Raw genomic sequence first — 19,282 nt, 5'->3', positions numbered from 1 at the left:
GAGGACGAGGACGATCTGACTGCTCGGTGCGTACGGCGACGTCACTCCACTGAATCGCGGCGACCTTGGCCGTGGATGTGACGCACATGTGGCCTCGAGATGAAGTCATTGCGTGCGCAACAAACGCCGGTGTCGGTCGCACGGTGTACATACGTGCCTGGCCGTGGTCCGGTACCTTCTGCTCATCATCGTGCGGGTGGAAGGCGTGGGGCATGGCGAGGCACCGGGCTGCGCGGACCCGCAAGATCAGAACCTTGATGGCCGGCGGCGTGGCACTGGCCACCGTGCCCGCGGTCGCAGCGGTGGCCGCCACGCAACCGGAATCCGTCGCGGGTGTGCGGCTGGCCGCACTGGTGATCGGCGCGAGCTCGACCAACCCCGGCGGCGACGGTGTCGCCGACTTCTACGGTGGGCGCTTCCAGCAGGATCCGACGGTCGTCGCCAACTTCTTCACCGGGCCTGCCGGGATCTACCGCGCCATCCAGGCCAATCAGGGTGACGACGACACCGTGGTGCTGGCATCGGGCTGGGGCGCCGCCAATGCCAGTGCGCTGCTGAGCTATCACAAGCTGACCGGCGATCCGGTGGTGACGTCTCCGCAGCTCTATTTGCTCGACAACAATGTGGCGCGGCCCAACGGCGGATTCGGCACGCGGTACCCGATTTTCGCGCTGATCGGGGTCAACCCCGTCCCCACGCCGACCGACCCGGGCGTCGACGTGATCGACGTCGGCTATGAGTACGACATCAACGGCAACACCCCGGCGTACGTGCTCAATCCCGTTTCGATGGCCAACTCTCTGGCCACCTACTTCGACAATCGGCTCAACCAGACGAGCGTCGACCTGCCCGTGACTGACGACGGCGAACTCGACCTGTCCGACTCGGAGTGCGATGCCGCCTGCCAGACCGACATTGCCGACGGCAAGGAGACGACGGTTCACCTCGACACCGGTGAAACCGTCGTCATCAAGAAAGTCGACAGCACCACCTACATCAGCTACCGGACCGAGGGTCTGCCCCTCCTGCAGCCCCTGCGCACCTACGGCGGCGATGTGGGCAACACGATCGCCGACGCAAGCGAGCCTGCGCTGAAAGCCGCTGTGGATTACGGTTATCCGGACAACGACGCTTTGGCCAACCCGGACAAATACGTCCCGGCGCGCTTGGTGCCCACGCGCAAGGAGACCGAGACGTTCGTGCGGGACTTCACGGCAGGTGTGCAGCAGGGTGCCCGGCCGCTGGTGCGCACGAGCCTCGACTTCTCCCCGAAGACACGGACTTCCGAGCGCTCCCGGGGATCCAAGCGGCCCGTGGCCGGGCTGGTGAAATCCGTGGCTGAGCGGGTGGATGCGTTGGCGAAGAAGCTCAGCGACGGAGTGACCGGCGGGATCTGAAACCAGCTGTCTACCAGCCGGTTCGCGTGCCGCGCAGGCGAAGGGGTGCCCTCCAGAACACTGTGACGAGCGTGCAGCTCGTCGTGGCGTTCTGTGAGAAACCGCCGCGGAAGCCTACACGCTCGCCACAGCGACCGGATCACCACATTTCGGCTGTCCGATGACCGCCCAACGTCGCGAAATTTCCTCAGACAAAAGCAATCAACTCCTCAACGAACACTGTCTTCGACACTGCACGCTTGCTGGTTCAGACGCGCAGTGCGACTGAAAAGTTGTGACCGGTAGCGGAAAACGCCCGGGCACGATGGTTCGACCCGAACACAGGAGGTGAATGTGATGTCGATCGAAAAGCTGATCGATAGGTACGCCACGGCGATTACCGAAGAAGGATATGGAATTCTGATCGCATTGGCCGCGACAGTGGTCTTCGCCGTGGTCTGGCGCATCGCCACAGCACCTCGGCGACCTGCGGTGATGGAGCCGATCAGCGCTACCGAACTGGCTTTCCTGCGGTCGGACATCGCGCCGGTGGTGACTGCGCTTGCCGCGTTGCGCGCCGAAGGGCGGATCACCCAGAACAGGCGCGTGGACCGCGCGGTGCGCAGCCTGGAGAGCGACCGGTTCACCGGGCGCGTGCTCGAACGGGTCGGCAGCGACCCTGAGCACACCGTGCCGGGCTTGTATGCCGCGTCCAGGGACGACCTTGAGGATCTGGAGCAGCAGCTGAGCGAACGGGGCCTGGTGCGCACGCACGCCGAGCGGGCCCGCATGCGCTGGGGGACGGCGCCGTCGATCGTGGTGATGCTGCTCGGTATCGGCTACATCGTGTACCTGGTGACCCAATTGTCCGAACACCCGGAATACACGGCGTCACTGATGGTCCTGCTGACCGTGACGGTGTTGTTCGCAACGCTCATCCTCCCGCACCTGCTCGGCGTGGATCGGCTGACGCGGGCGGGACGCCGGCTGCTGGCGGCTGAGCAGAAGCGGCTGGCCTACCTCGAACCGGCGAAGAAGCCGGCGTTCGACACCTACGGCCCGGCCGCGGTGGCAATGTCCGTGGCGCTGTTCGGCACTGGTGCATTGTGGGCGTTCGACTCCGACTACTCGAGCGCGGTAGAACTGGCCGGAGATTCCTCGGGTGGTTCGGACGGCGGCGGCTGCGGTGCGTCGTGCGGCGGCGGCGACGGAGGTGGTGGGGGAGGCGGCGGTTGCGGTGGCTGCGGCGGGTGTGGAGGGTGCGGCGGATGAGCACCGCAAGCCGTACCGTGCCGGCGCTCGGCGATATCGGCATCGGCTGGCGCCGCGAGATCGCCGGAGTGATAGCTGATCTGAGGCCCGGCTTCTGCGAGGTGATCGCCGAGTCGATTCCGATCCGCCGTCGTCGGGCCCGGCTCGACCCGGCGCTGGCGGAGCTGGTGGCACGCGGTGTGCCGGTGATTCCGCACGGCGTCGCGCTCTCATTGGGCGGCACAGAACCGGTGCAGCCCAGGCGAATCCGGCGGTTGGCGGCCTGTGCCACAGCGTTGAAGGCGCCGGTGGTCAGCGAACACATCGCCTTCGTCCGGGCGGGTGGCATCGAGGCGGGGCACCTGCTGCCGGTGCCCCGCACCCGGGAGGCTCTCGACGTGTTGGCGGCCAACATCGCCCGCACGCGAAGCGAATTGGCCGTGCCGCTCGCGGTGGAGAACATCGCCTCGTTCGTCGAGTGGCCGGAGTCCGATCTCACGGAGTCGGAGTTCCTCACCGAGTTAGTGGACCGCACCGGGGTGCTGCTGGTTTTGGACGTGGCCAACGTGTACGCCAATGCCCGCAACCGGGGCCGCGACCCGTTCGGGGAGTTGGCCCGGCTTCCGGTGGAACGGGTGGCCTACAGTCACGTGGCGGGCGGTCGCGAGGGGGACGATTTCTACCACGACACCCACACCGCGTCGACGCCGCCGGAGGTGCTGGACCTCGTTGCGGCACTGCGGGAGCGGGTCGACACGCCGTTCATGCTGGAGCGGGACGGCCGGTTCCCGCCCGCTGGCGAACTGTTCGACGAGTTGGATGCGATCGCGCGGGCTGCGGGGGCCGAGCCGATCACTCCTATGGCGCGGGAGGTGTGGGCATGACGCAAACGTTGGCGCAGCGTCAGGAGGCTCTGGTGCGGGCGTTGGTGGCCGGTGGCCCGGTGCCGCCGGGTTTCGATCCGGCGGCGGTGGCCGCGGCCGGCGAGGTGTGCCGGCACAAGCGCGACGCGCACTCGGGGCCGGTCTGCGAACCTGACCGTGTCACAGCTGTGAGTGGCCGCCGTCGACGGCCAGCTCGGCTCCGGTCGTGAACGTCGCGTCGAAGGCCATGAACACTGCGGCCCTGGCGAATTCGTCGGCACGGCCGAAGCGCTTCATCGGATTGCTCGCGGCGAACTCGGCTTTCAGCTTGGCCGCCCGCTCCGCAGGCAGTTCCTTCTCGAGCTTGCCGACGTCGATCGGGCCGGGGCTGACCGCGTTGACCCTGATCTGGCGGGGCATCAGCTCACGCGCGAGTGTGCGGGCCATCGAGCGCAGCGCCGCCTTGCTGGCCGAATAGACACTCACCGCGTCGTACGCCAGCACATTCGCGATCGACGTCGTCAGCACCACGCCGCTGCCCTCGGCCAACAGCGGGGTGAGCTTCTGGACCGTGAAGTACGGGCCCTTGGTGTTGATCGCGAAGACCTCGTCGTAGGTCTGCTCGGTCACGGCGTCGAACGGGTCATAACTGCCGATGCCCGCGTTGACGAACAGCGCGTCGACCGTGGCGAATTCGGCCTTCACCCGGTCGGCGAGCGCGTCGATGTCATCGAGTGAACTGGTGTCACTCCGGACGGTGATCGCCGTGTCGCCGAGCTGACGGCCCGCCGCCTGAAGTGTTTCTGGGGTGCGTCCGGTGATCATGACGCGCGCGCCCTCGTCCGTCAGGAGCTGCGCCGTCGCCAGCCCGAGCCCGCTGCTTCCGCCGGTGATCACCACGTTCTTGCCATCGTATTTGCCCATGCCTCCGAGTCTTTGGCAGCCCGGCCTGGCTGTCCAAGACCTGTTCTGCACCTCGTCATGCCGATTCGGAATACCGCCGGTGGTCAGTCGAGTTGAACACACTGATGAACGATCTCGGAGTCGACCTTGAGCTGCGGCTCGTGCGGTATTTCACGGTCGTGGCCGAACACCTGAACTTCGGCCGGGCGGCGGCCGAGCTGCACCTGGCGCAACCGTCGCTGAGCCGTCAGATTCAGCGCCTCGAACACCGCCTCGGCGTGCGCCTGCTGGACCGTACACCGCAGGGGAGCCGGCTCACCGAGGCCGGGGAGGCGTTCCTGCCGCAGGCACGCGCGCTACTACAGGCCGCTCGCCAGGCGGCGCTGACCGCCCGCGCTTATACGCCGACCGGCAAGCTAGTGATCGGCTACGTCGAGGATCTCGTCATCACCCCGGCCGTCCGCGAACTGCGCCGCCGCCACCCGCAGGCCGACATCGGCACGCGCCATCTGGAATGCAACGAAGAACGGGCCTTCACCGAGGGGCGGGTCGACGTACTCGTCGGCCGGGATCCGCTGTCCATCACGGATGCCCGGGTTTCGGTGCTATACGAGGAGCCGCGCATGCTGGTGGTGCCGATCGACCATCACCTGGCCGCGCGGTCGTCGGTGTCGCCGGACGACTTCATGGGAGACGACTCGCTCATCTGCCCGCACGGCGGGGTGCGGTCTCTCTACCCGGATTCGGCTGCGCAGGAGGTCGAAAGTTTCGAGGACAGGCTGGAACTCATCGCGAGTGGCCAGGCGATCGCGGTCCTTCCTGCCGGTGACCGACGCAGTTCCCTGCGCGCCGACCTGGCCACGGTGCCGGTCGAGGGCATGCCCACCAGCAGGGTCATGGTCGCGAGCCGCGACGGCGACCCGAACCCGCTGGTCGCCGATTTCGTCGAGGTTGCCCACGCGCAGCTGGGGCCCACGCCGCGGACCGGCGCACAGCAACGCCAAAACCCTACCGCCCGATGAACTGCCAAGCCCCGAACGCCACCGACACACCTATGGCAGCGCCTGCGATGGCGAACCCAGCGGCAATGAGCAGGAATTCCCGCACGCCGAACGTCGACGGCCGCGCCCAGGTGCGAGTCGGGTAGGCGCCGAACCCGCGCGCTTCCATCGCAGTCGCAAGCTTGGTGCCCCGGCGGATCGCGAACACCAACAGTGCGAAGGCCTGGCCGAGAAACCGGCGTAGCCTCCCGTGGTCGGCGACTCCGCGGGCACGGCGCGCGTAGCCGAGGTACTGCCAATCCTGGTGGAGCAGGCCGACGAGGCGCATACCGGCCAGCGCTCCGACCACGAAGCGCGCGGGCAGCCGGAGCACCTGTCCCAGCCCGTCGGCGAGCTCGGTCGCCTGAACGTCGGCGAAGAGCAACACCGATGGCAGCGCGATCGCCAGGACACGCAGGAACATCGCCAATGCGAGTTGGACCGAGCCTTCGCTGACGTTGATCAGCAGGAAATGCCAGTACACGGTGCCGCGGACCTCGCCGTAGAGCAGGTTGGTCAGCGCGGTCAACGCCGCCGCGACCGTGACCAGTCCACCGCGAACCACCAACGGCCGCAGCCGAACTCCGAGCGCCAGAAACAGTGGAATCTCCAGCACCAGCGCCGTCAGCGCCGACACCCAGTCCACGCTCAAGACGAGCGCCAGCGCGATGACGGCTGCCGTGATCAGCTTGGCGACGGGGTTCACAGTTCGATCCGCTCGTCGGCCAGGGCGTCGACGAAGTCGGCGTCGTGGGTGATCGCGACGACGGCGGTGCCGTCATCGGCAATCTCGGCGAGCAGCCGGAGCAGCTCCTCCCATGTACGGCGGTCCTGCCCGAAGGTCGGCTCGTCGAGGACGATGACGCGTGGCCGCGTGATGAGGACCGTCGCTACCGACAGACGCCGCTTCTCGCCACCGGACAACGTGTAAGGGTTGCGGTCGGCGAGGTGGTCCAGCCGCAGCCTGGACAACAAGTCCTCGCCGAGCGCGGTATCGCGTTTGAGTGCCCGTGCGCCGAGGGATATCTCGTCGCGCACCGAGCCCGTGAGGAACTGGTGTTCGGGATCCTGGAACACGCTCGCGATGCGGGTGAGTAGTTCTTTGGATCGCCACCGGGCCGGTTCGCGGTTCTTGGCGGACGGGGCGAAGTTCGGCAGCGCGGTGAGGGTGCCGCCGCGGGGTGGCAGCAGGCCACCCAACGTGAGCGCAAGCGTCGACTTGCCCGAACCGTTGGGCCCGGTGACGGCAGTGACTCGGCCCGAAGCGATTTCGAAGTCGAGCGCCTCACGCACGGGCGGTGCCGACCGGTACCCCACGGCCAGCTTCTCGGCCGTCAGCAACGGCTCGGTCGCGGTCCGGTGCCGAACCAGTTGGGGGACAGGCGTGTCGGGAACCCAGATCCCGGCGTGCACAAGGTGGTCGTGTTGGGCATGGACCGTGGATTCCGGTGGTCCGTCCGCGACGACGCTGCCGTCGGCGCCCAACACGACGACCCGATCGATGACGGGTAGCCAGACGCCCGTGCGATGTTCGACGACGACGACGGTGGCGCCCGTCAGCTCTGCTGCGGCTGCGACAGCGTCACGGACCTCGATCACGCCGGCCGGGTCGAGGTTGGCCGTGGGTTCGTCGAGCAGGATCAGACCCGGATTCATCGCGAGGACGCCCGCGAGCGCCAGCCGCTGCTTCTGTCCACCCGACAGTTGGGAAGTATCTTGCTGGACAGGAAGATTCAGCCCCACCGAGCGCAGCGCGTCGTGCACGCGTGGCCAGATCTGCGTGCGGGGTACAGCGAAGTTCTCCATGCCGAATGCCACGTCGTCGCCGACGCGGGACAGGATCACCTGCGAGTCGGGATCCTGCAGCACCATGCCGATGCGTCGGCGTTGCTCACTCGGACGTGCGTCGTCGACCAGGATTCGGCCTGACTCGTGGCCCTCGTCAGAACTGCCCAGCAGACCGGCCATGCCGTGCAGCAGTGTCGATTTCCCCGATCCCGACGCGCCCAGCAGCAGTACCCGCTCACCGGGAGCGATCGTAAGGTCCAGATCGCGTACCGCCCAACGACTTTGCCCGGCGTGTTGCCAGCCCCAGCCTTCCGCTCGGACCCTGGCGCCCACCGGGCTCATTGCGGTGCGGAGCTGGGAACCGCTCTCCCCGAATCGAACCGGCTCAACGCACCGGTCTTCGCCAGTGCCTTGACCACGTACCACGACAGCACGCCGGCGATGACCGTGCCGGAGACGATCGCCGACACCGTGTAGATCGCGGCGAACGCCGTCGTCGACCCCGGGTACCACAGGATCAGGTCGTTGATCGCGAGCGCCAGGCCCGCTGCCGCGCCCGCAAGAGCGGCCACCGGAAGGTTCCACCGCCGGTACAAGAAGATCGCGAAGACCAGCTCGGCGCCCAGGCCCTGCACGAGGCCCGACTCGATGGTCAACACACCCCACTGGTTGCCGACGAGCGCAGAGACCGTGGCCGCGACCACCTCGCCATACAGCGCGGCGCCCGGCTTGTGGATCACCAGCGCGGTGAGGACACCGGCGAACAGCCAGCCACCCCCGGCCAGGGCCTGCAGCCCCGGCAGCAGCGCGGTGAGCGGAGCTGTCAGCGGGTTGGAAGCGATGTTCCAGAACACGAAAACCAGACCTGCGGCCACCGCGAGCACGCTGGCCACCACGATGTCGACAACTCGCCAACGCATCATGATCATCTCCCTACGCCGGCATTACCCGGACAGGTTCGTACGGTCGACGGCCGTTAGCCGTCCTCTCAGCGCACTCGCTGTGCACTCCCGTGTGTTTGTTGTGCTTCAAAGCTAGAGCAGACGGGTCAACGCTCGCTACGCCGGGTTACCGGTCCACTGCCAGCCCTGCGCGGTGTCGGTGACGACGTAGTCGGCCGCGGTCCGCGGCGCGTACCGGGCGATGTACTCGACTTCCTGGGCCGCCCACCGATCCCAGTGGGGCCGGTAGGTGTCGCCGTCGCGGGCCAGGGCCCGCTCCTTGCGGAGGTCATCGGGCGCGTCCACCCAGATGCCGAGATCGGCCAGTGCCCGGTTGGCGGCGGTCAGGGCCCCGACGCCCTCGACGATCAACCGTTGGTCGGGGGCCACCGTGCCCCATCCGTCCGGGGCGCTGGTCGACCAGTTCCAGCGTTGCCACCGTCCCGGCCTGCCGGCGGCGCGCGGCTCCAGCAGTTCGCTGCGCACGTGGTCGACGGTCCAGACCAGGCCGTCCCAGCCGGGGTAGATGTCGTCGAGGCGCACCAGCGTGGCCGACGGCAACCGCCGCAGCAGCTCGTCGGCCAGCACCGACTTGCCTGACCCCGAACGGCCGTCGATCAGCACCGTGGCGGCGTCGGCGGCCGCCAGTTCGCACACCCGATCAGGGATCGTCCACGCACCGGTCATCGCCCGCGATCGTAGCGGCGCGTGGCACTCGGCCTACCCGCGCTTTCCTGGTCGTTGCGCCTTCGCGATGAACCGGATGATGAGAGCCGCCACGACGATCAACAGGAACGGTCCGTAATACTCCGGGTAGGTGATTCCGCGGCGCCAGTAGGCGATGAAGAACGTGAACCAGATGATGTAGCTTCCGGTGAGGTGCAGTCGCTTCCACGTCGCGTATCGCATCCGCTTGGCGACGCGGTCGAACGACGTGATGGTCAAGGCGATGAGGAAGACATATCCGATGGTGTCGAGGACGTAGACACCGCGCGGCGTGTGTTCGACGCCCGCCTCGAATCGCTGCGTGTTGAGAACGACTGTGGCGACGATGCAGGCCGCGTGCACGACGTGCGATCCGGCGAAGGCCACACCGAGGTAGCGCCGGTTACGGCGAATCCACTTGGTGGTGGCGGTCGGCCATAGCTGGTACAGCGACGACGCGGTGAACGCAAGCAGGAACAAGATGGCCGACGTGCGAGCGGTGATGCGGATGCCGAGGTTGGCGCCGTTCGCCCCGCCGACGGCAGTCGCTGCGATGGCGGTGATGATCGCGACCGCGATGATCAGGATCCACGTCAACCGCCAGCCGTTCAGTGCGGCGGCCATTCGCTGACCCACGCTGGAGGGGCGAGCGTCGGTCGAGTAGTCGGTGATGGTCATGCAGCCAGTCGACCAGCGCCACATCATCTAGTCCAATGAACGTTTGTAATCCAAGCCATCTATGAAGTTGATGATCGCTTGTTCAGGTGAAGTCCATCGGCGTCCACTGCAGCGCCGACTCCCAATCGGTGCTCCCGGTCGCCCAGCCCCACAACACCCGTTGGGCCAGTTGACGATCCGCCGTCACCGCGCCGTAGTGGTGGTCGGGGCCGCCGCGGCGATGCTCGACCTCCACCAGCTCGCCCGGCGTGAATCTGGATTGGATGTAGTGGTGGTCACGGCGTTCGATGATGACCCACGGATTCTCAGGGTGGGGATGGTCGAACAGTTCCGCCAGCAGCCCAGGGCTGAGGTACGGCACGTCGTGTCCGTCGCCGAGCTGCGTGGTGATCCTGATGTGACCCCGCGGGTCGTAGAGCCGGCCGACTTGCGGATCGTAGAGGCCGAACCCGTGATCGCGGGTCAGCTCCAGCATCGCGGCCCGGTTCTCGGGTATCGACCAGATCGAAGTCGGTACCACCGCGCCCCTGGCGTCACCGTCGAGGGGTGCCACGCTGAGAAACCCTGATTCGTCGTCGTTTTGGTAGCCGTACTTTGCGTTCAGTTCATCGATGAACCGTTGCACGGAGTCCGGGACCGACGTGTCCGGCTGCTCGCACATCGCGTTGTGCAGGGACAGCGCCTCTTCATGGGTGCCGATCAGTTCGGGGATCAGCACGGTGAAGTCGTAGCTCACTCGCGGGCTCCTTGTGGCGGTTGGCCCGCCACCCCGACAGGCCCAGGCTCACGACGCTACGCGGCGTCCTTGTCCTTCTTGGGTGCCGAGTCTTTCTTGGCCGTTGTGTCCTTCTTCGGTGACGACTTCGGGGCGGCATCCTTGACCGCCTTCTCGACCTTGCCGGCGGCATCCTTGACGGTGTTCTGCACCTTGTCGATGGTGGCCTGAACCGACTTCTTGACGGGGTTGCTCGGATCGGCAGCGTGACGGCCCTGCTTCGGCGTGGCCTTGAGCGACTCGGTGACCTTCTTCAAACCCTTGGACAGCTCGCTATCCTTGACGGACTCCTGGTCCAGGCCAAGGGCTTTCGCGGCATCCTTGAGTGGTGTCGGCTTCTTGGTGCCGGTTGCGGTCTTGTCGTCGTTCTCGTCGGCGTCGCTGACCACGTTGAGCGTGCGCAACGGCTTGTCGAGCGACGGCAGCGAATTGATCTTCGGCGACTGGCCTGTGCTGAGCGCGTTCACCGTGCTGGGCAGGTCGACGTTCTGTTGTTTGATTCCTGCGCGCGTGTCGTCGACGGCGGTGTTGACCTGGCCTGTGACGCCGTCCATCGCCTTGGCGAACGGCCGAAGGATGTTCTCGCCGCCGTCGAAGACGGGGTTCAGGCCCGTCTGCACCTGACTGAGGACATCGCGCAGCGCGTGCGCGACCGCGAGGCTGGCGGCGTTGTGGTAGACGGCGTCACCGATGTCTGCACCGCCGAGGACGAGTTCTTGCTTCTCGGGCGAGAGGAGATTGGCCTTGAGGCCGTTGATGGTGGCGTTGAACAGAGCCTGCGGAACCTGCAGGCTCTGCTCGTTGGTGATCGGGCTCTTCCAGATCTCCGCCTGCACCCCGCCCATGTCGAAACCACGGGTGAACGTCGGAATCCCGTTGTTCTCTTCGAGATTCACGTCCTGATAGCCCAGCGCGACAAGCTGCGTCAGCGCATCCTCGAACGACGAGCTGACCGGTGTGGTGATGTTGAACCCCGGCAGGTAACTCAGCAGCCGGGGCGCGGCCTGGAACGGCTCGAGCAATGGGAGGTTGCCGGAGTTGTACGTGACGTAGGTGTTGGTGCCGACAATGCCGGGAATCGGCGGGATGTGAAGGAAATCGAAGATGTCGTCGACGATCGGAATCGCCGATGTCCCTTGCCCTCCCGTCGGATCAAGCGTGACGCCGAGCGCGTTCAGGATTCCCGGGCCGAGTGGACCCAACGAGCCGAGCGCGCCTGCCCACGCCGCGGCGTTGTTGTCCGGGATGAGGTACGTCGGCATCACGAGCGTCATGGCGGAGTTCGCCCACGACACCGGATTCAACGACGTCGGCGCGTCCGACAGGAAGTCGTACGCGGCCGTGATGTCGATGATCGAGAAGTTGAGGATCTTTGACGGGTCGTCGGTGTCGTCGGCGTAGCTGTTCCCGCCGTTGCCTTCTTGCTTACCGTCGGGGGTCGACAGATTGAGGCCGGCCAACTCAGTGAATGGCGTCATGAGAGCCAACAGGCCGCCACCTGGACGGGAGGGGTTGCGCACCATCACGGCAACGATCGCAGTGACGCCATCGGGCCACGAATCGTCGCCGGATTGAACGGCTTTGATCATGTCGCGCAGGGCCAATGAAGTGTTGGTACCGCCGAAGCTCTCGGCAAGGATGAATGCGCGGCGTTGGTTGAGGATCGCAGGTGGATTATCCGGAACAAGCCAGTCCGGGATCCCGAGTCGATCGACCGCGAAGTCGAAAGTCCCCTCCAACCCATTGACCGCGTCGTACGTGCCCTGCGGTCCGGCGCCCGGCACCCGCATGTCGACGAGGCCGTTCGGCCCGACCACAAGACCCAGCAGTCCCTGCAGGGTGTTGATGGTCTGGATCATTCCTTCGGTGTTGGGGAGGAGCCCCAGCCCGGTCTTCGCGGTGTCGAGCGCGGCGTCCGGGCTGCCGAGGCCCGCGAGGCTCGCCAACTGGAACATCGGGCCGACCCCGTAGAAACCGGCGAGCGCCGCCAAGTCCACGTCATGCTGCACAACTGGCAACGGAGCGGCACTGCTCGGCGAGCGGTTGGCGAAGGCGTCCGGGACGGGGGTTGTCAGCCCCACTGTCAGTGCTGCGGACGTGGCCATCACCGCAGCTGTGACGGCTGCTGCCTTGGCATTACGGAGACGTGGAGGGGTGGGCTGTGACATCGGCACGCTTCGCCTTCGGGTGTGAGCTCGCTGACAGGTTCCCGACACGGTAGCAATACATAGCCTGTTTAATCTCCAACCTTGAGAAATTTGACGTTCGCGTCATCTTGGGGTAGGGGCTGCCGACTTCTGCGACTCGGCTGTGGGCCTGCTGTGAGGTCTCGTGAGTGGCTGCCGAACAGCCGGTGAACATCGCTCATCGGATCTTTCCTCCCGGGCTGCCCTGCCTTACGTTTCGCTGCGGACAGCGGCACAGCTGCCGCATAGGGTCTGAAACCATCTGTGGCGCAAGGCCACTCATGAGAGGGAACGGGCATGGCAAAACATCGGAAGATGTCCGAGAAGACCGTCCGGACGCGGACGTTCGTCGGTGGCATCCTGGCGGGCGGTGCCCTGTTGGCGGCCGGGCCGGCCGGCTCAGCCCTGGCCGACACCACCCAGGCCGCCGCGGACTCGACGAACCCGTCCGCGAACGCCGTGAAGCGTCCCGATCTGGGCAACCCGGCGCCCGGCGTGCGTGCCACCCAGGCCGTCGGCGACCGGGTATTCAACCAGAAGACCCCGGTCAACAAGGCCCTCGATGACAGTGCTCTGGGGCAGGTGTACCACATCAACTTCGGCACTCCGGACGGTGGAATCGACACCAGCACCGGCAAGGCCGCGCCCGCGGGCGGCGCCAACGGTGTCGTCAAGGGTGAGCTCAACGTCAACGCCGGCAAGTACTACTACGACCAGGCCCAGTCCGCCGGGATCCCGTTGCCCGACGAGAAGGATCTGCCGGGTGTGCTGCCGAAGGCGCTGAGCGGAAACACCTCGGCGGTCAACAAGAACGCCGGGCCGACCTCCAAGACGTGCACGGTGGGCAAGACCAGCGTCAGCGCTCAGGCGGCCAGCTGCTGATTCATCGCTTTCATCGTTGACAAGAACGGGCGGACTCAAATGAGTCCGCCCGTTCGCTCGGTGCGCATGGTCAATGCCAAAGGCAGGCAGGATGTCACGGGGGATCAACGGTCAGCTATCGACCGCTGTGGTGCCCCGTTCGGGCCGGCTCCGCTTCGCATCACGAATCGTCGTCGTCCTGCTCGGGCCGGAGCAGCTCTTCCGGGTGATGGGCGTGATTGAGGGTGTCTTGCCCGACGTCCAGTAGCGGTGGCGGTTGCCAGTGGACGCGGCCGTCGGCGCCGATGCTGGTTTTCCAGCCGGTTTCGAAGGCCAGCAGATTGTCCGGCCCGCATCCGAGTCCGAGGCCGGTGATGTCGGTCTGCCCGTCGGCGACCCAGTCCCGATCCACGTGCATGCCTTGGCATTCGGATGCGGGCAGGGGACACCCCGGCTTGGTGCAGCCGTTATCGCGGGCGATCATCACCAAGCGCTGTGCTTTGCTTGCCAATCGCTTCGCCCTACCCAAGTAGAGGGGTTGAGCCGTGTGTTCTCGGTACACGAGCAGGTAGTGCTCGGCGTGGGCGCCGAGGCGGATCATGTCCGGAATCGACATCGTGGTGCCCACATTCGTGCGGGCCAGGCCGGCCTTGGCTGACAGCTCGGCCAGGGTGGTGGACACGACGAGGGTGACGGGCAGGCCGTTGTGCTGTCCGAGCTTTTTGGACATCAGCAGATCACGCAGGATCACCTTCAGCGCATCATGGTTGCGAAGTGATCGGCAGCGGGTGTCCCGCGACGCCGGCGTCTGCGGCTTGAGCCCGATCGCCCGGTCGTAGGCATCGCGCCGCTGGGCACGCTCTTCCGGGGCGATGTTGGGGCGGGCCGAGGCCTGGTTGAATTCGTCCCAGCGTTGTTCGGCGTCGGCTTGCCGGCGCTCGTGCTCTTCGGGTGTGGGTGGGGGCGCGTCCATCGCGGTGTCCCACTGCGCGCGGACGTCGCTGGGCGCGGGGTCATGCTCAGCATCTTGCGCCATGACGTCGGCCAGCGAGAGCTGCGTATCGACAGGGGATTCGGCAGGCTCGGCCGGCGGCGTCACCTCGGATGGCTGCGGTGCAGGGACATCGATGTCGTCGAGCGGGCTCAAGTCGGGTTCGTTGAGGGGCTCGGCGTCCTCGGGGTTGTTGACACCCGGCGCTGCCCACACCTTCAAGGCCAGAAGCAGGTAGCCGGCCAGCTCCGAGTCCAGATAGCCATGGAACTCCACCAGCCCATCGGCATCTTGGGGCCCGAAGTGGATGCCGGGTTTGTGGGCGGGCAGATCCGGGCCGTCGCCGTCCTGATTCCATAATCGCAGGGCGTGATTGCCGATATCGCGCAATGCGAGTGGGGTGACGCTGCGCGCCGCTCGAGCCAAGATCTGTTCCAGTTCTGCGCACTTGGCTGCGCTGGCGTACTTCGCTGCTTTGCTTACTGTCGAACGGATTTCGTCCACGTGGCAGTGATTGATTGCTCCGTCGGCCAGCGCTTGCGCGGTGTTGGGCAGGACCGGTTCAAGCGGTTGCCCGTCAATGGCGCAGCGGGGCCCGAGGTCCGCGGCCTCAGCAATGCGCTGGTTCGCCTCAGTCTTGGATATCTGCATGCGGATCATCAGAACTTCGGCCCAGGTGCGTGCCCCGATCTCTTTGGGCGTTGCCTGGGCCTGCAGCGCGGCCAGGATCCGGTGATCGACGTTGGCGGTGATGCGGGCCGCGTGCTCACGCCGAGACTGGACGTCGAGCAAGACAGCCGGTGTCAACTGTGTGAAGTCCAGCCCGACGAGTTGCTTGCACGCGGCGTCGTACGCAGCGAAGGCCGCGGCCACGACCTCCGGGTAAGTCGCCTGATTCGCAAGCATGTTCGAATATTAGCGCGACGCACCGACCGGTGACGTAGTTATCCACAGGACGCGCTTTATCCACAGATTCCGTGAAACCTCTTGACAATCAGCGAATCACGGTAGCGGCCGGGGTCCGTCAGGCGTCGTTCGCCCGCCATTCGGCCGTGCGCTCGCGGGATGCTTCGGTAAGTGCCTTGCGGGTGTTGTCCGCGTCGAAGTCTTTCCCGTACACCGGAGTTCCGGGCTGCTGACGCCACGATTCCGAAATCGGACCGGCGTCGACGGGTTCGAATCCGAGTTGATCGACGATGTCGTGGACCAGCTCGCGGCCCGGTCCCTGCTCGCCGGCGACTGGAAGCGCGATGCGGTTGGGTGTCCCAGCGGGCTTTCCCTTTTCCAGCAGATGCTTCCAAAAGATCCCGTTGAAGACTTTGAACACCGGTGCGCCGATCTGTTCGGAGACCCACTCGCTCTCGGTGAGGCCGTCCTCGATCGCGGCGATCTTGCCGTCGCGCTGCTGCGGGTAGTAGTTGTTGGTCTCGATCACCGGGGCACCGGGCTTGCGCGCATCGACGATCCCGTCGGCGAGGTCAGGGACGTTCTTCTGCGGGATGCTCACGATGACGAGATCGGCGTCAGCCGCTGCATCTTTGGCCCACACCGCAGTCGCACCGGTCTCTTGTGCGAGGTCTGAGAGTGTCTCTGGGGAGCGGGAATTCGCAACGGCCACCTCATGGCCGAGTTCTCGCAGCCGACGCGTCAGGGTGCCGCCGATATGTCCAGCGCCGATGATTCCGATCTTCATGCATCGCCTCCGTGCGGTGTAGTCGTCCTCGGTCGTGCAACATCGAGCATGGTTTTGTCATTCCGCCGCATTGATATCCGATCATTGCGATTCGCCGCCGTCGACGACCAGTTCACTCGCGGTGATCCAGGCAGACCGGCCGGAGGCCTACCGGACGCGAAACCGGTGCACCGTAGGGGTCAGTTGGTGTCGTCGTGGAGCTGGTCGACCCGGGAGACTCCGTCGATGCCTGCCAAGACGCGGTTTGCGTGAAACACCCGAGATCCCGACAAGGTCATGGTCACGCCGACGTCCGCAGTTGTTCCGAGATGCTGTGTGGAGCCGGATGAGTCGGTGGCCAATGAAGTCAGATGCCAGCCATGTTGATCGCAGGCCTCCAGAAGTTTTCGCAAGATCCCGCGACCGTCCTCATAGAGGACATGAATATGTACCGAGCCTGGCATCCGGGCAGTGGCTCTACGTGCCAGCGGCGCAATGCCGACGACGATGACGAAGTGCAGCACAGTCACAACGATCGCCAAGAGCAGTAGTCCCGAGGCAGCTGCCATGCCAATGGCGGCTGATTCCCAGATTGCTGCTGCGGTTGTCAGGCCGACGACTGCGCCGCGGCGAGTGATGATGATGCCTGCACCGAGAAAGCCGATACCTGAGACGATTTGAGCCGCGACGCGGGATGGGTCGAGGACCACCGAGCCTGCGGCGACGACGTCTCCGAACCCGTACTTGCTGACCAACAAAATCAGGGCCGCGGAGGTTCCGACGATGGTCTGGGTGCGTAGCCCAGCGCTCTTACCTCGGATCTCGCGTTCCAATCCGATGAGCGCGGTCAACCCGAAAGCGGCCACCAACTCGACGATTTGACGGGCTCCTTGCCCCGTTCCGGTGAAAAATCCGTCAGCCAACAAGGTATTCATATCCTCGACGCTAACCGCCGGCATCAACCGTTTCCGTCCCGCGCGGTGCCCGCAGAGGCGCTCACGAGTGATGCGATCACGAGCGGCGCAGGTGACCGCTCGGCCACGTTCCGGACGCGGACGTCCGTCGTTGTCATCCTGGCGACCGGTCCGGCGGGCTCACAACGCAACAACGGGCGGACTCATCTGAGTCCGCCCGATTTCATATGAGCTCAATCTTCGTATTGTTTGCGGCGCTTCTTGCGCTTCACCCCGACGCTGCCCCACAGCGAGAAGCCCCGAATGTGCACCCTGGGGGCGCCGGGCGTCCCCTTTCCGGTCACGTTGTGGTCGAAGCTGCCCATCACGCCGTGGCCGTTGACGTCGACGTTGACTTCCGGGGGGACGAGGATGGTTTGCCCCCCGAAGATCGAATAGGTGCGGATCTCCACGTCGGGCGCGGTGAAGTCGGCATATCGCAGGTCGACCACGCCGCCGCCGAACAACGCGAACGTCGTCAGCTTCATCGGCACATTCCACCGGCCGCGGCGTTCGAAGCCGCTCATGATCGCCAGCAGCAACGTCGAAGGTGCGGGACGACAGACACCGTTGCCCTGAATGGTGGCGCCGGGCAGGTCGTAGCTGAGGCGCGCGAGCTCGGCACAGGTTTCCGCCGCGTAAGCCTTTGCCAGCCGATCTTCGTATTCCGTCATGGGGAGCCGGCCCTGAGCGGCGGCATCGGTGAGCAGCTGCGCCACCTGAATCCGGTCGGTGTCAGCAGCTCGCATCGACCTGTTCTGCGACGCTGAAGTGCTCATCAGTCGTCAGCCTACGACGAACATTTCTACATGCAAGGCGGTTGACCAAACTGTGCTCTCGGTCGCGTCGGTCAGGTCGGCCGATCACCAAACTTTATGCGGCCGCAGCCAGATATTCCTGGAAAGTTTTTGTGCCCGCCGCGTTCGTCGGGACCAGATTGGCGCCAGTTTTGTAACCCGCGACGATCTTGCCCGGGATGGTGAGACTGACCACGCGGCGGCCGCTACCCCGTGCCGCGAGGTACATGCGGCCCAATTCGGCATGCTCGTGCACCTCCGGACCGCCGATGTCGGGAGCCCGGCCCGACGGTTCGGCGTCGATCAACTCGACCAGTCGCGTGGCGACGTCACGAGTGTCGATCGGTTGGAATCGCACGCCGCGCAACGCCAGTAGCGCCGGGAAGAACCGTTGCCCCCGAAAGATCGCCTCGATCAATTCGTGGAACTGCGTGGCGCGCAACACAGTATGGCCCAGGCCGGACTCGGCCAACGTTTGCTCAACCTGCAGCTTGGTCTTGTAATACGGCAGCGGGATGGCGTCGATTCCGACGATCGACACGTAGATCAGATGCCCGACGCTAGTGCGGCGCGCGGACGCGATCAGATTGCGCGCAGCGACAACATCTTTGCCCCCGGTCGGTTGCGTGGCGCAATGGATGACGACGTCGGTGCCGTCGAGTGCCGCGTCGAGGCCAGTGCCGGCGTGCAGGTCGCCCTGATGCCAATGCACGCCCGTGTAGCCGACGCGTTCGTGGCGACTCAACGCCCGGACCTGGTGCCCGGCCGCGGTGGCCTCCGGGACGACGTGGTGGCCGAGGGTTCCTGTTGCTCCGGTGACGAGAACGGTCCGAGCCATACAGCCACGTTACGGCCGACTGGGGTCGATGGCGGGGGGGAAACGAAGAACGCCCCGCACGAGCGCTGACTCCGGCGGGGCGTTCGTTCAACAGCGGCCTACTCCTCGGCTGGCGGGAACGCCTTCTCCCAGGCGCCGATGCCATCGTTGTTGGGATCGAATGCCCGCTCCCACGGGCCTTGCCCGTTCGAATCTTGGAAGGCGTTTTCCCAGATGCCAACGCCATTGGCATTGGGATCGAAAACCTGATTCCAGATGGGCCGGTCCGAACCGCCAACGCAGGGCGCGCAGTCGAAGTTCATGCCGCCCGGGTCGGCCATCGCGGGGGCGGCGAATGTGAGCGGGGCCGCGATCAACGCGGCGCCGATGAAGGTGGATCGAAGAATCATCTTGCGTCCTTGGCGTCGATGCGCCGTGGCCGGCGCGGGCTCCTGAGAAGTTTGCTAATCAGTGCCGTCAACTGTAGGCGATTGTGAGCTTGATCACCAGTATTCGTCCGAAGTTTTTCCGATAGGAAGGATGTCGATGGATAGTTGCTAGGTGAAGTATTTATCCAGTAAATGATGGTTGTTGTGATTGACCACGTCGGGCCATACGCGATTCGTGCGGGAATTCCGAGCGTGGAGCGCAACCCTGTTGTCGGGCGCCGAATCTGGATGCCCTT

At 65.6% G+C, this 19,282-nt stretch carries 18 protein-coding genes, 1 pseudogene and 1 riboswitch; of the genes and pseudogenes, 5 read left to right on the top strand and 14 right to left on the bottom strand.

The genetic code is table 11. From position 1 onward, the window contains the following. Nucleotides 1-212 precede the first annotated feature (212 nt). The 3 genes from G6N67_RS04255 to G6N67_RS04245 all read left to right on the top strand — a co-directional run bounded on the left by G6N67_RS04255 (nt 213) and on the right by G6N67_RS04245 (nt 3,511). On the top strand, nt 213-1,397 hold the full coding sequence (locus tag G6N67_RS04255; RefSeq protein ID WP_051578825.1) for a PE-PPE domain-containing protein: 1,185 nt from the start codon (nt 213-215) through the stop codon (nt 1,395-1,397). A gap of 336 nt (nt 1,398-1,733) precedes the next feature. Next, the gene (locus G6N67_RS04250; protein WP_073907492.1) at nt 1,734-2,648 is read left to right on the top strand and encodes a TIGR04222 domain-containing membrane protein; all 915 of its coding nucleotides are present in this window, start codon (nt 1,734-1,736) and stop codon (nt 2,646-2,648) included. After that, a complete protein-coding gene (locus G6N67_RS04245) occupies nt 2,645-3,511 on the top strand; it encodes an MbnB/TglH/ChrH family RiPP precursor modification enzyme (RefSeq protein ID WP_036434021.1) in 867 nt (288 codons plus the stop codon). The genes G6N67_RS04250 and G6N67_RS04245 overlap by 4 nt, the downstream gene beginning before the upstream one ends. A 159-nt stretch (nt 3,512-3,670) precedes the next feature. On the opposite strand, the gene G6N67_RS04240 is transcribed toward G6N67_RS04245, so the two are convergent. After that, complete coding sequence (locus G6N67_RS04240) at nt 3,671-4,414, bottom strand: SDR family oxidoreductase (protein ID WP_036434024.1); 744 nt, start codon at nt 4,412-4,414, stop codon at nt 3,671-3,673. A 101-nt stretch (nt 4,415-4,515) separates the two neighbouring features. On the opposite strand from G6N67_RS04240, the gene G6N67_RS04235 reads away from it, so the two are divergent. Beyond that, entirely contained in the window at nt 4,516-5,415 is a 900-nt protein-coding gene (locus G6N67_RS04235; RefSeq protein WP_407663370.1) for a LysR family transcriptional regulator, read from the top strand. On the opposite strand, the gene G6N67_RS04230 is transcribed toward G6N67_RS04235, so the two are convergent. From G6N67_RS04230 to G6N67_RS04200, 7 genes are all read right to left on the bottom strand, one after another. Then, nucleotides 5,402-6,139 (bottom strand): energy-coupling factor transporter transmembrane component T family protein, encoded by a 738-nt coding sequence (locus G6N67_RS04230; RefSeq protein ID WP_036434027.1) that lies wholly within the window; start codon nt 6,137-6,139, stop codon nt 5,402-5,404. The two genes, G6N67_RS04235 and G6N67_RS04230, sit on opposite strands and share 14 nt — an antisense overlap. After that, nucleotides 6,136-7,563 (bottom strand): ABC transporter ATP-binding protein, encoded by a 1,428-nt coding sequence (locus tag G6N67_RS04225; RefSeq protein ID WP_036434029.1) that lies wholly within the window; start codon nt 7,561-7,563, stop codon nt 6,136-6,138. The genes G6N67_RS04230 and G6N67_RS04225 overlap by 4 nt, the downstream gene beginning before the upstream one ends. Beyond that, nucleotides 7,560-8,144, bottom strand: coding sequence for an ECF transporter S component (locus G6N67_RS04220; RefSeq protein ID WP_063835160.1), 585 nt, complete (start codon nt 8,142-8,144; stop codon nt 7,560-7,562). The genes G6N67_RS04225 and G6N67_RS04220 overlap by 4 nt, the downstream gene beginning before the upstream one ends. Then, nucleotides 8,135-8,244: riboswitch (TPP riboswitch) on the bottom strand. (Overlaps the previous gene by 10 nt.) Nucleotides 8,245-8,279: 35 nt before the next feature. Continuing rightward, nucleotides 8,280-8,849 carry a nucleoside/nucleotide kinase family protein gene (locus tag G6N67_RS04215; RefSeq protein ID WP_051578827.1) on the bottom strand — a complete coding sequence of 190 codons (570 nt, stop codon included), beginning with the start codon at nt 8,847-8,849 and terminating at the stop codon, nt 8,280-8,282. Nucleotides 8,850-8,882: 33 nt separating this feature from the next. Continuing rightward, entirely contained in the window at nt 8,883-9,545 is a 663-nt protein-coding gene (locus G6N67_RS04210; RefSeq protein ID WP_081812575.1) for a hypothetical protein, read from the bottom strand. A gap of 82 nt (nt 9,546-9,627) precedes the next feature. Then, nucleotides 9,628-10,281 carry a hypothetical protein gene (locus tag G6N67_RS04205; RefSeq protein ID WP_036434034.1) on the bottom strand — a complete coding sequence of 218 codons (654 nt, stop codon included), beginning with the start codon at nt 10,279-10,281 and terminating at the stop codon, nt 9,628-9,630. Nucleotides 10,282-10,337: 56 nt separating this feature from the next. Then, nucleotides 10,338-12,425, bottom strand: coding sequence for a PE-PPE domain-containing protein (locus tag G6N67_RS04200; protein WP_131524724.1), 2,088 nt, complete (start codon nt 12,423-12,425; stop codon nt 10,338-10,340). 378 nt (nt 12,426-12,803) lie between these two features. On the opposite strand from G6N67_RS04200, the gene G6N67_RS04195 reads away from it, so the two are divergent. Continuing rightward, on the top strand, nt 12,804-13,388 hold the full coding sequence (locus tag G6N67_RS04195; RefSeq protein ID WP_131524726.1) for a hypothetical protein: 585 nt from the start codon (nt 12,804-12,806) through the stop codon (nt 13,386-13,388). Between the two features lie 160 nt (nt 13,389-13,548). Here the strand turns inward: G6N67_RS04195 and G6N67_RS04190 are convergent, their stop codons facing one another. The 6 genes and pseudogenes from G6N67_RS04190 to G6N67_RS04165 form a co-directional block, all read right to left on the bottom strand. Further along, nucleotides 13,549-15,264, bottom strand: coding sequence for an HNH endonuclease signature motif containing protein (locus G6N67_RS04190; protein WP_051578829.1), 1,716 nt, complete (start codon nt 15,262-15,264; stop codon nt 13,549-13,551). 118 nt (nt 15,265-15,382) lie between these two features. Next, nucleotides 15,383-16,054 (bottom strand): annotated as a pseudogene (locus G6N67_RS04185) (NADPH-dependent F420 reductase); the annotation flags it as partial. A 176-nt stretch (nt 16,055-16,230) separates the two neighbouring features. Next, on the bottom strand, nt 16,231-16,965 hold the full coding sequence (locus G6N67_RS04180) for an MgtC/SapB family protein (protein WP_036434041.1): 735 nt from the start codon (nt 16,963-16,965) through the stop codon (nt 16,231-16,233). A gap of 212 nt (nt 16,966-17,177) precedes the next feature. Next, a complete protein-coding gene (locus G6N67_RS04175) occupies nt 17,178-17,762 on the bottom strand; it encodes a DUF1707 SHOCT-like domain-containing protein (protein ID WP_036434042.1) in 585 nt (194 codons plus the stop codon). Nucleotides 17,763-17,856: 94 nt separating this feature from the next. Then, on the bottom strand, nt 17,857-18,618 hold the full coding sequence (locus tag G6N67_RS04170) for an SDR family oxidoreductase (RefSeq protein ID WP_036434043.1): 762 nt from the start codon (nt 18,616-18,618) through the stop codon (nt 17,857-17,859). Nucleotides 18,619-18,716: 98 nt separating this feature from the next. Next, nucleotides 18,717-19,007 (bottom strand): hypothetical protein, encoded by a 291-nt coding sequence (locus G6N67_RS04165; protein WP_036434044.1) that lies wholly within the window; start codon nt 19,005-19,007, stop codon nt 18,717-18,719. Nucleotides 19,008-19,282: the final 275 nt, after the last annotated feature.

Source organism: Mycolicibacterium mageritense (assembly GCF_010727475.1).
Classification (GTDB): Bacteria; Actinomycetota; Actinomycetes; order Mycobacteriales; family Mycobacteriaceae; genus Mycobacterium; species Mycobacterium mageritense.
This window is presented reverse-complemented; position numbering and strand designations above follow the sequence as displayed.

What these genes read in the sequence shown, in the direction of transcription:
- G6N67_RS04200 (WP_131524724.1), bottom strand. Translation starts at nt 12,425, where the DNA reads ATGGCCACGTCCGCAGCACTGACAGTGGGGCTGACAACCCCCGTCCCG.
- G6N67_RS04220 (WP_063835160.1), bottom strand. Translation starts at nt 8,144, where the DNA reads ATGATGCGTTGGCGAGTTGTCGACATCGTGGTGGCCAGCGTGCTCGCG.
- G6N67_RS04225 (WP_036434029.1), bottom strand. Translation starts at nt 7,563, where the DNA reads ATGAGCCCGGTGGGCGCCAGGGTCCGAGCGGAAGGCTGGGGCTGGCAA.
- G6N67_RS04245 (WP_036434021.1), top strand. Translation starts at nt 2,645, where the DNA reads ATGAGCACCGCAAGCCGTACCGTGCCGGCGCTCGGCGATATCGGCATC.
- G6N67_RS04255 (WP_051578825.1), top strand. Translation starts at nt 213, where the DNA reads ATGGCGAGGCACCGGGCTGCGCGGACCCGCAAGATCAGAACCTTGATG.
- G6N67_RS04190 (WP_051578829.1), bottom strand. Translation starts at nt 15,264, where the DNA reads ATGCTTGCGAATCAGGCGACTTACCCGGAGGTCGTGGCCGCGGCCTTC.
- G6N67_RS04175 (WP_036434042.1), bottom strand. Translation starts at nt 17,762, where the DNA reads ATGAGCACTTCAGCGTCGCAGAACAGGTCGATGCGAGCTGCTGACACC.
- G6N67_RS04165 (WP_036434044.1), bottom strand. Translation starts at nt 19,007, where the DNA reads ATGATTCTTCGATCCACCTTCATCGGCGCCGCGTTGATCGCGGCCCCG.
- G6N67_RS04250 (WP_073907492.1), top strand. Translation starts at nt 1,734, where the DNA reads ATGTCGATCGAAAAGCTGATCGATAGGTACGCCACGGCGATTACCGAA.
- G6N67_RS04170 (WP_036434043.1), bottom strand. Translation starts at nt 18,618, where the DNA reads ATGGCTCGGACCGTTCTCGTCACCGGAGCAACAGGAACCCTCGGCCAC.
- G6N67_RS04195 (WP_131524726.1), top strand. Translation starts at nt 12,804, where the DNA reads ATGGCAAAACATCGGAAGATGTCCGAGAAGACCGTCCGGACGCGGACG.
- G6N67_RS04215 (WP_051578827.1), bottom strand. Translation starts at nt 8,849, where the DNA reads ATGACCGGTGCGTGGACGATCCCTGATCGGGTGTGCGAACTGGCGGCC.
- G6N67_RS04180 (WP_036434041.1), bottom strand. Translation starts at nt 16,965, where the DNA reads ATGAATACCTTGTTGGCTGACGGATTTTTCACCGGAACGGGGCAAGGA.
- G6N67_RS04210 (WP_081812575.1), bottom strand. Translation starts at nt 9,545, where the DNA reads ATGACCATCACCGACTACTCGACCGACGCTCGCCCCTCCAGCGTGGGT.
- G6N67_RS04240 (WP_036434024.1), bottom strand. Translation starts at nt 4,414, where the DNA reads ATGGGCAAATACGATGGCAAGAACGTGGTGATCACCGGCGGAAGCAGC.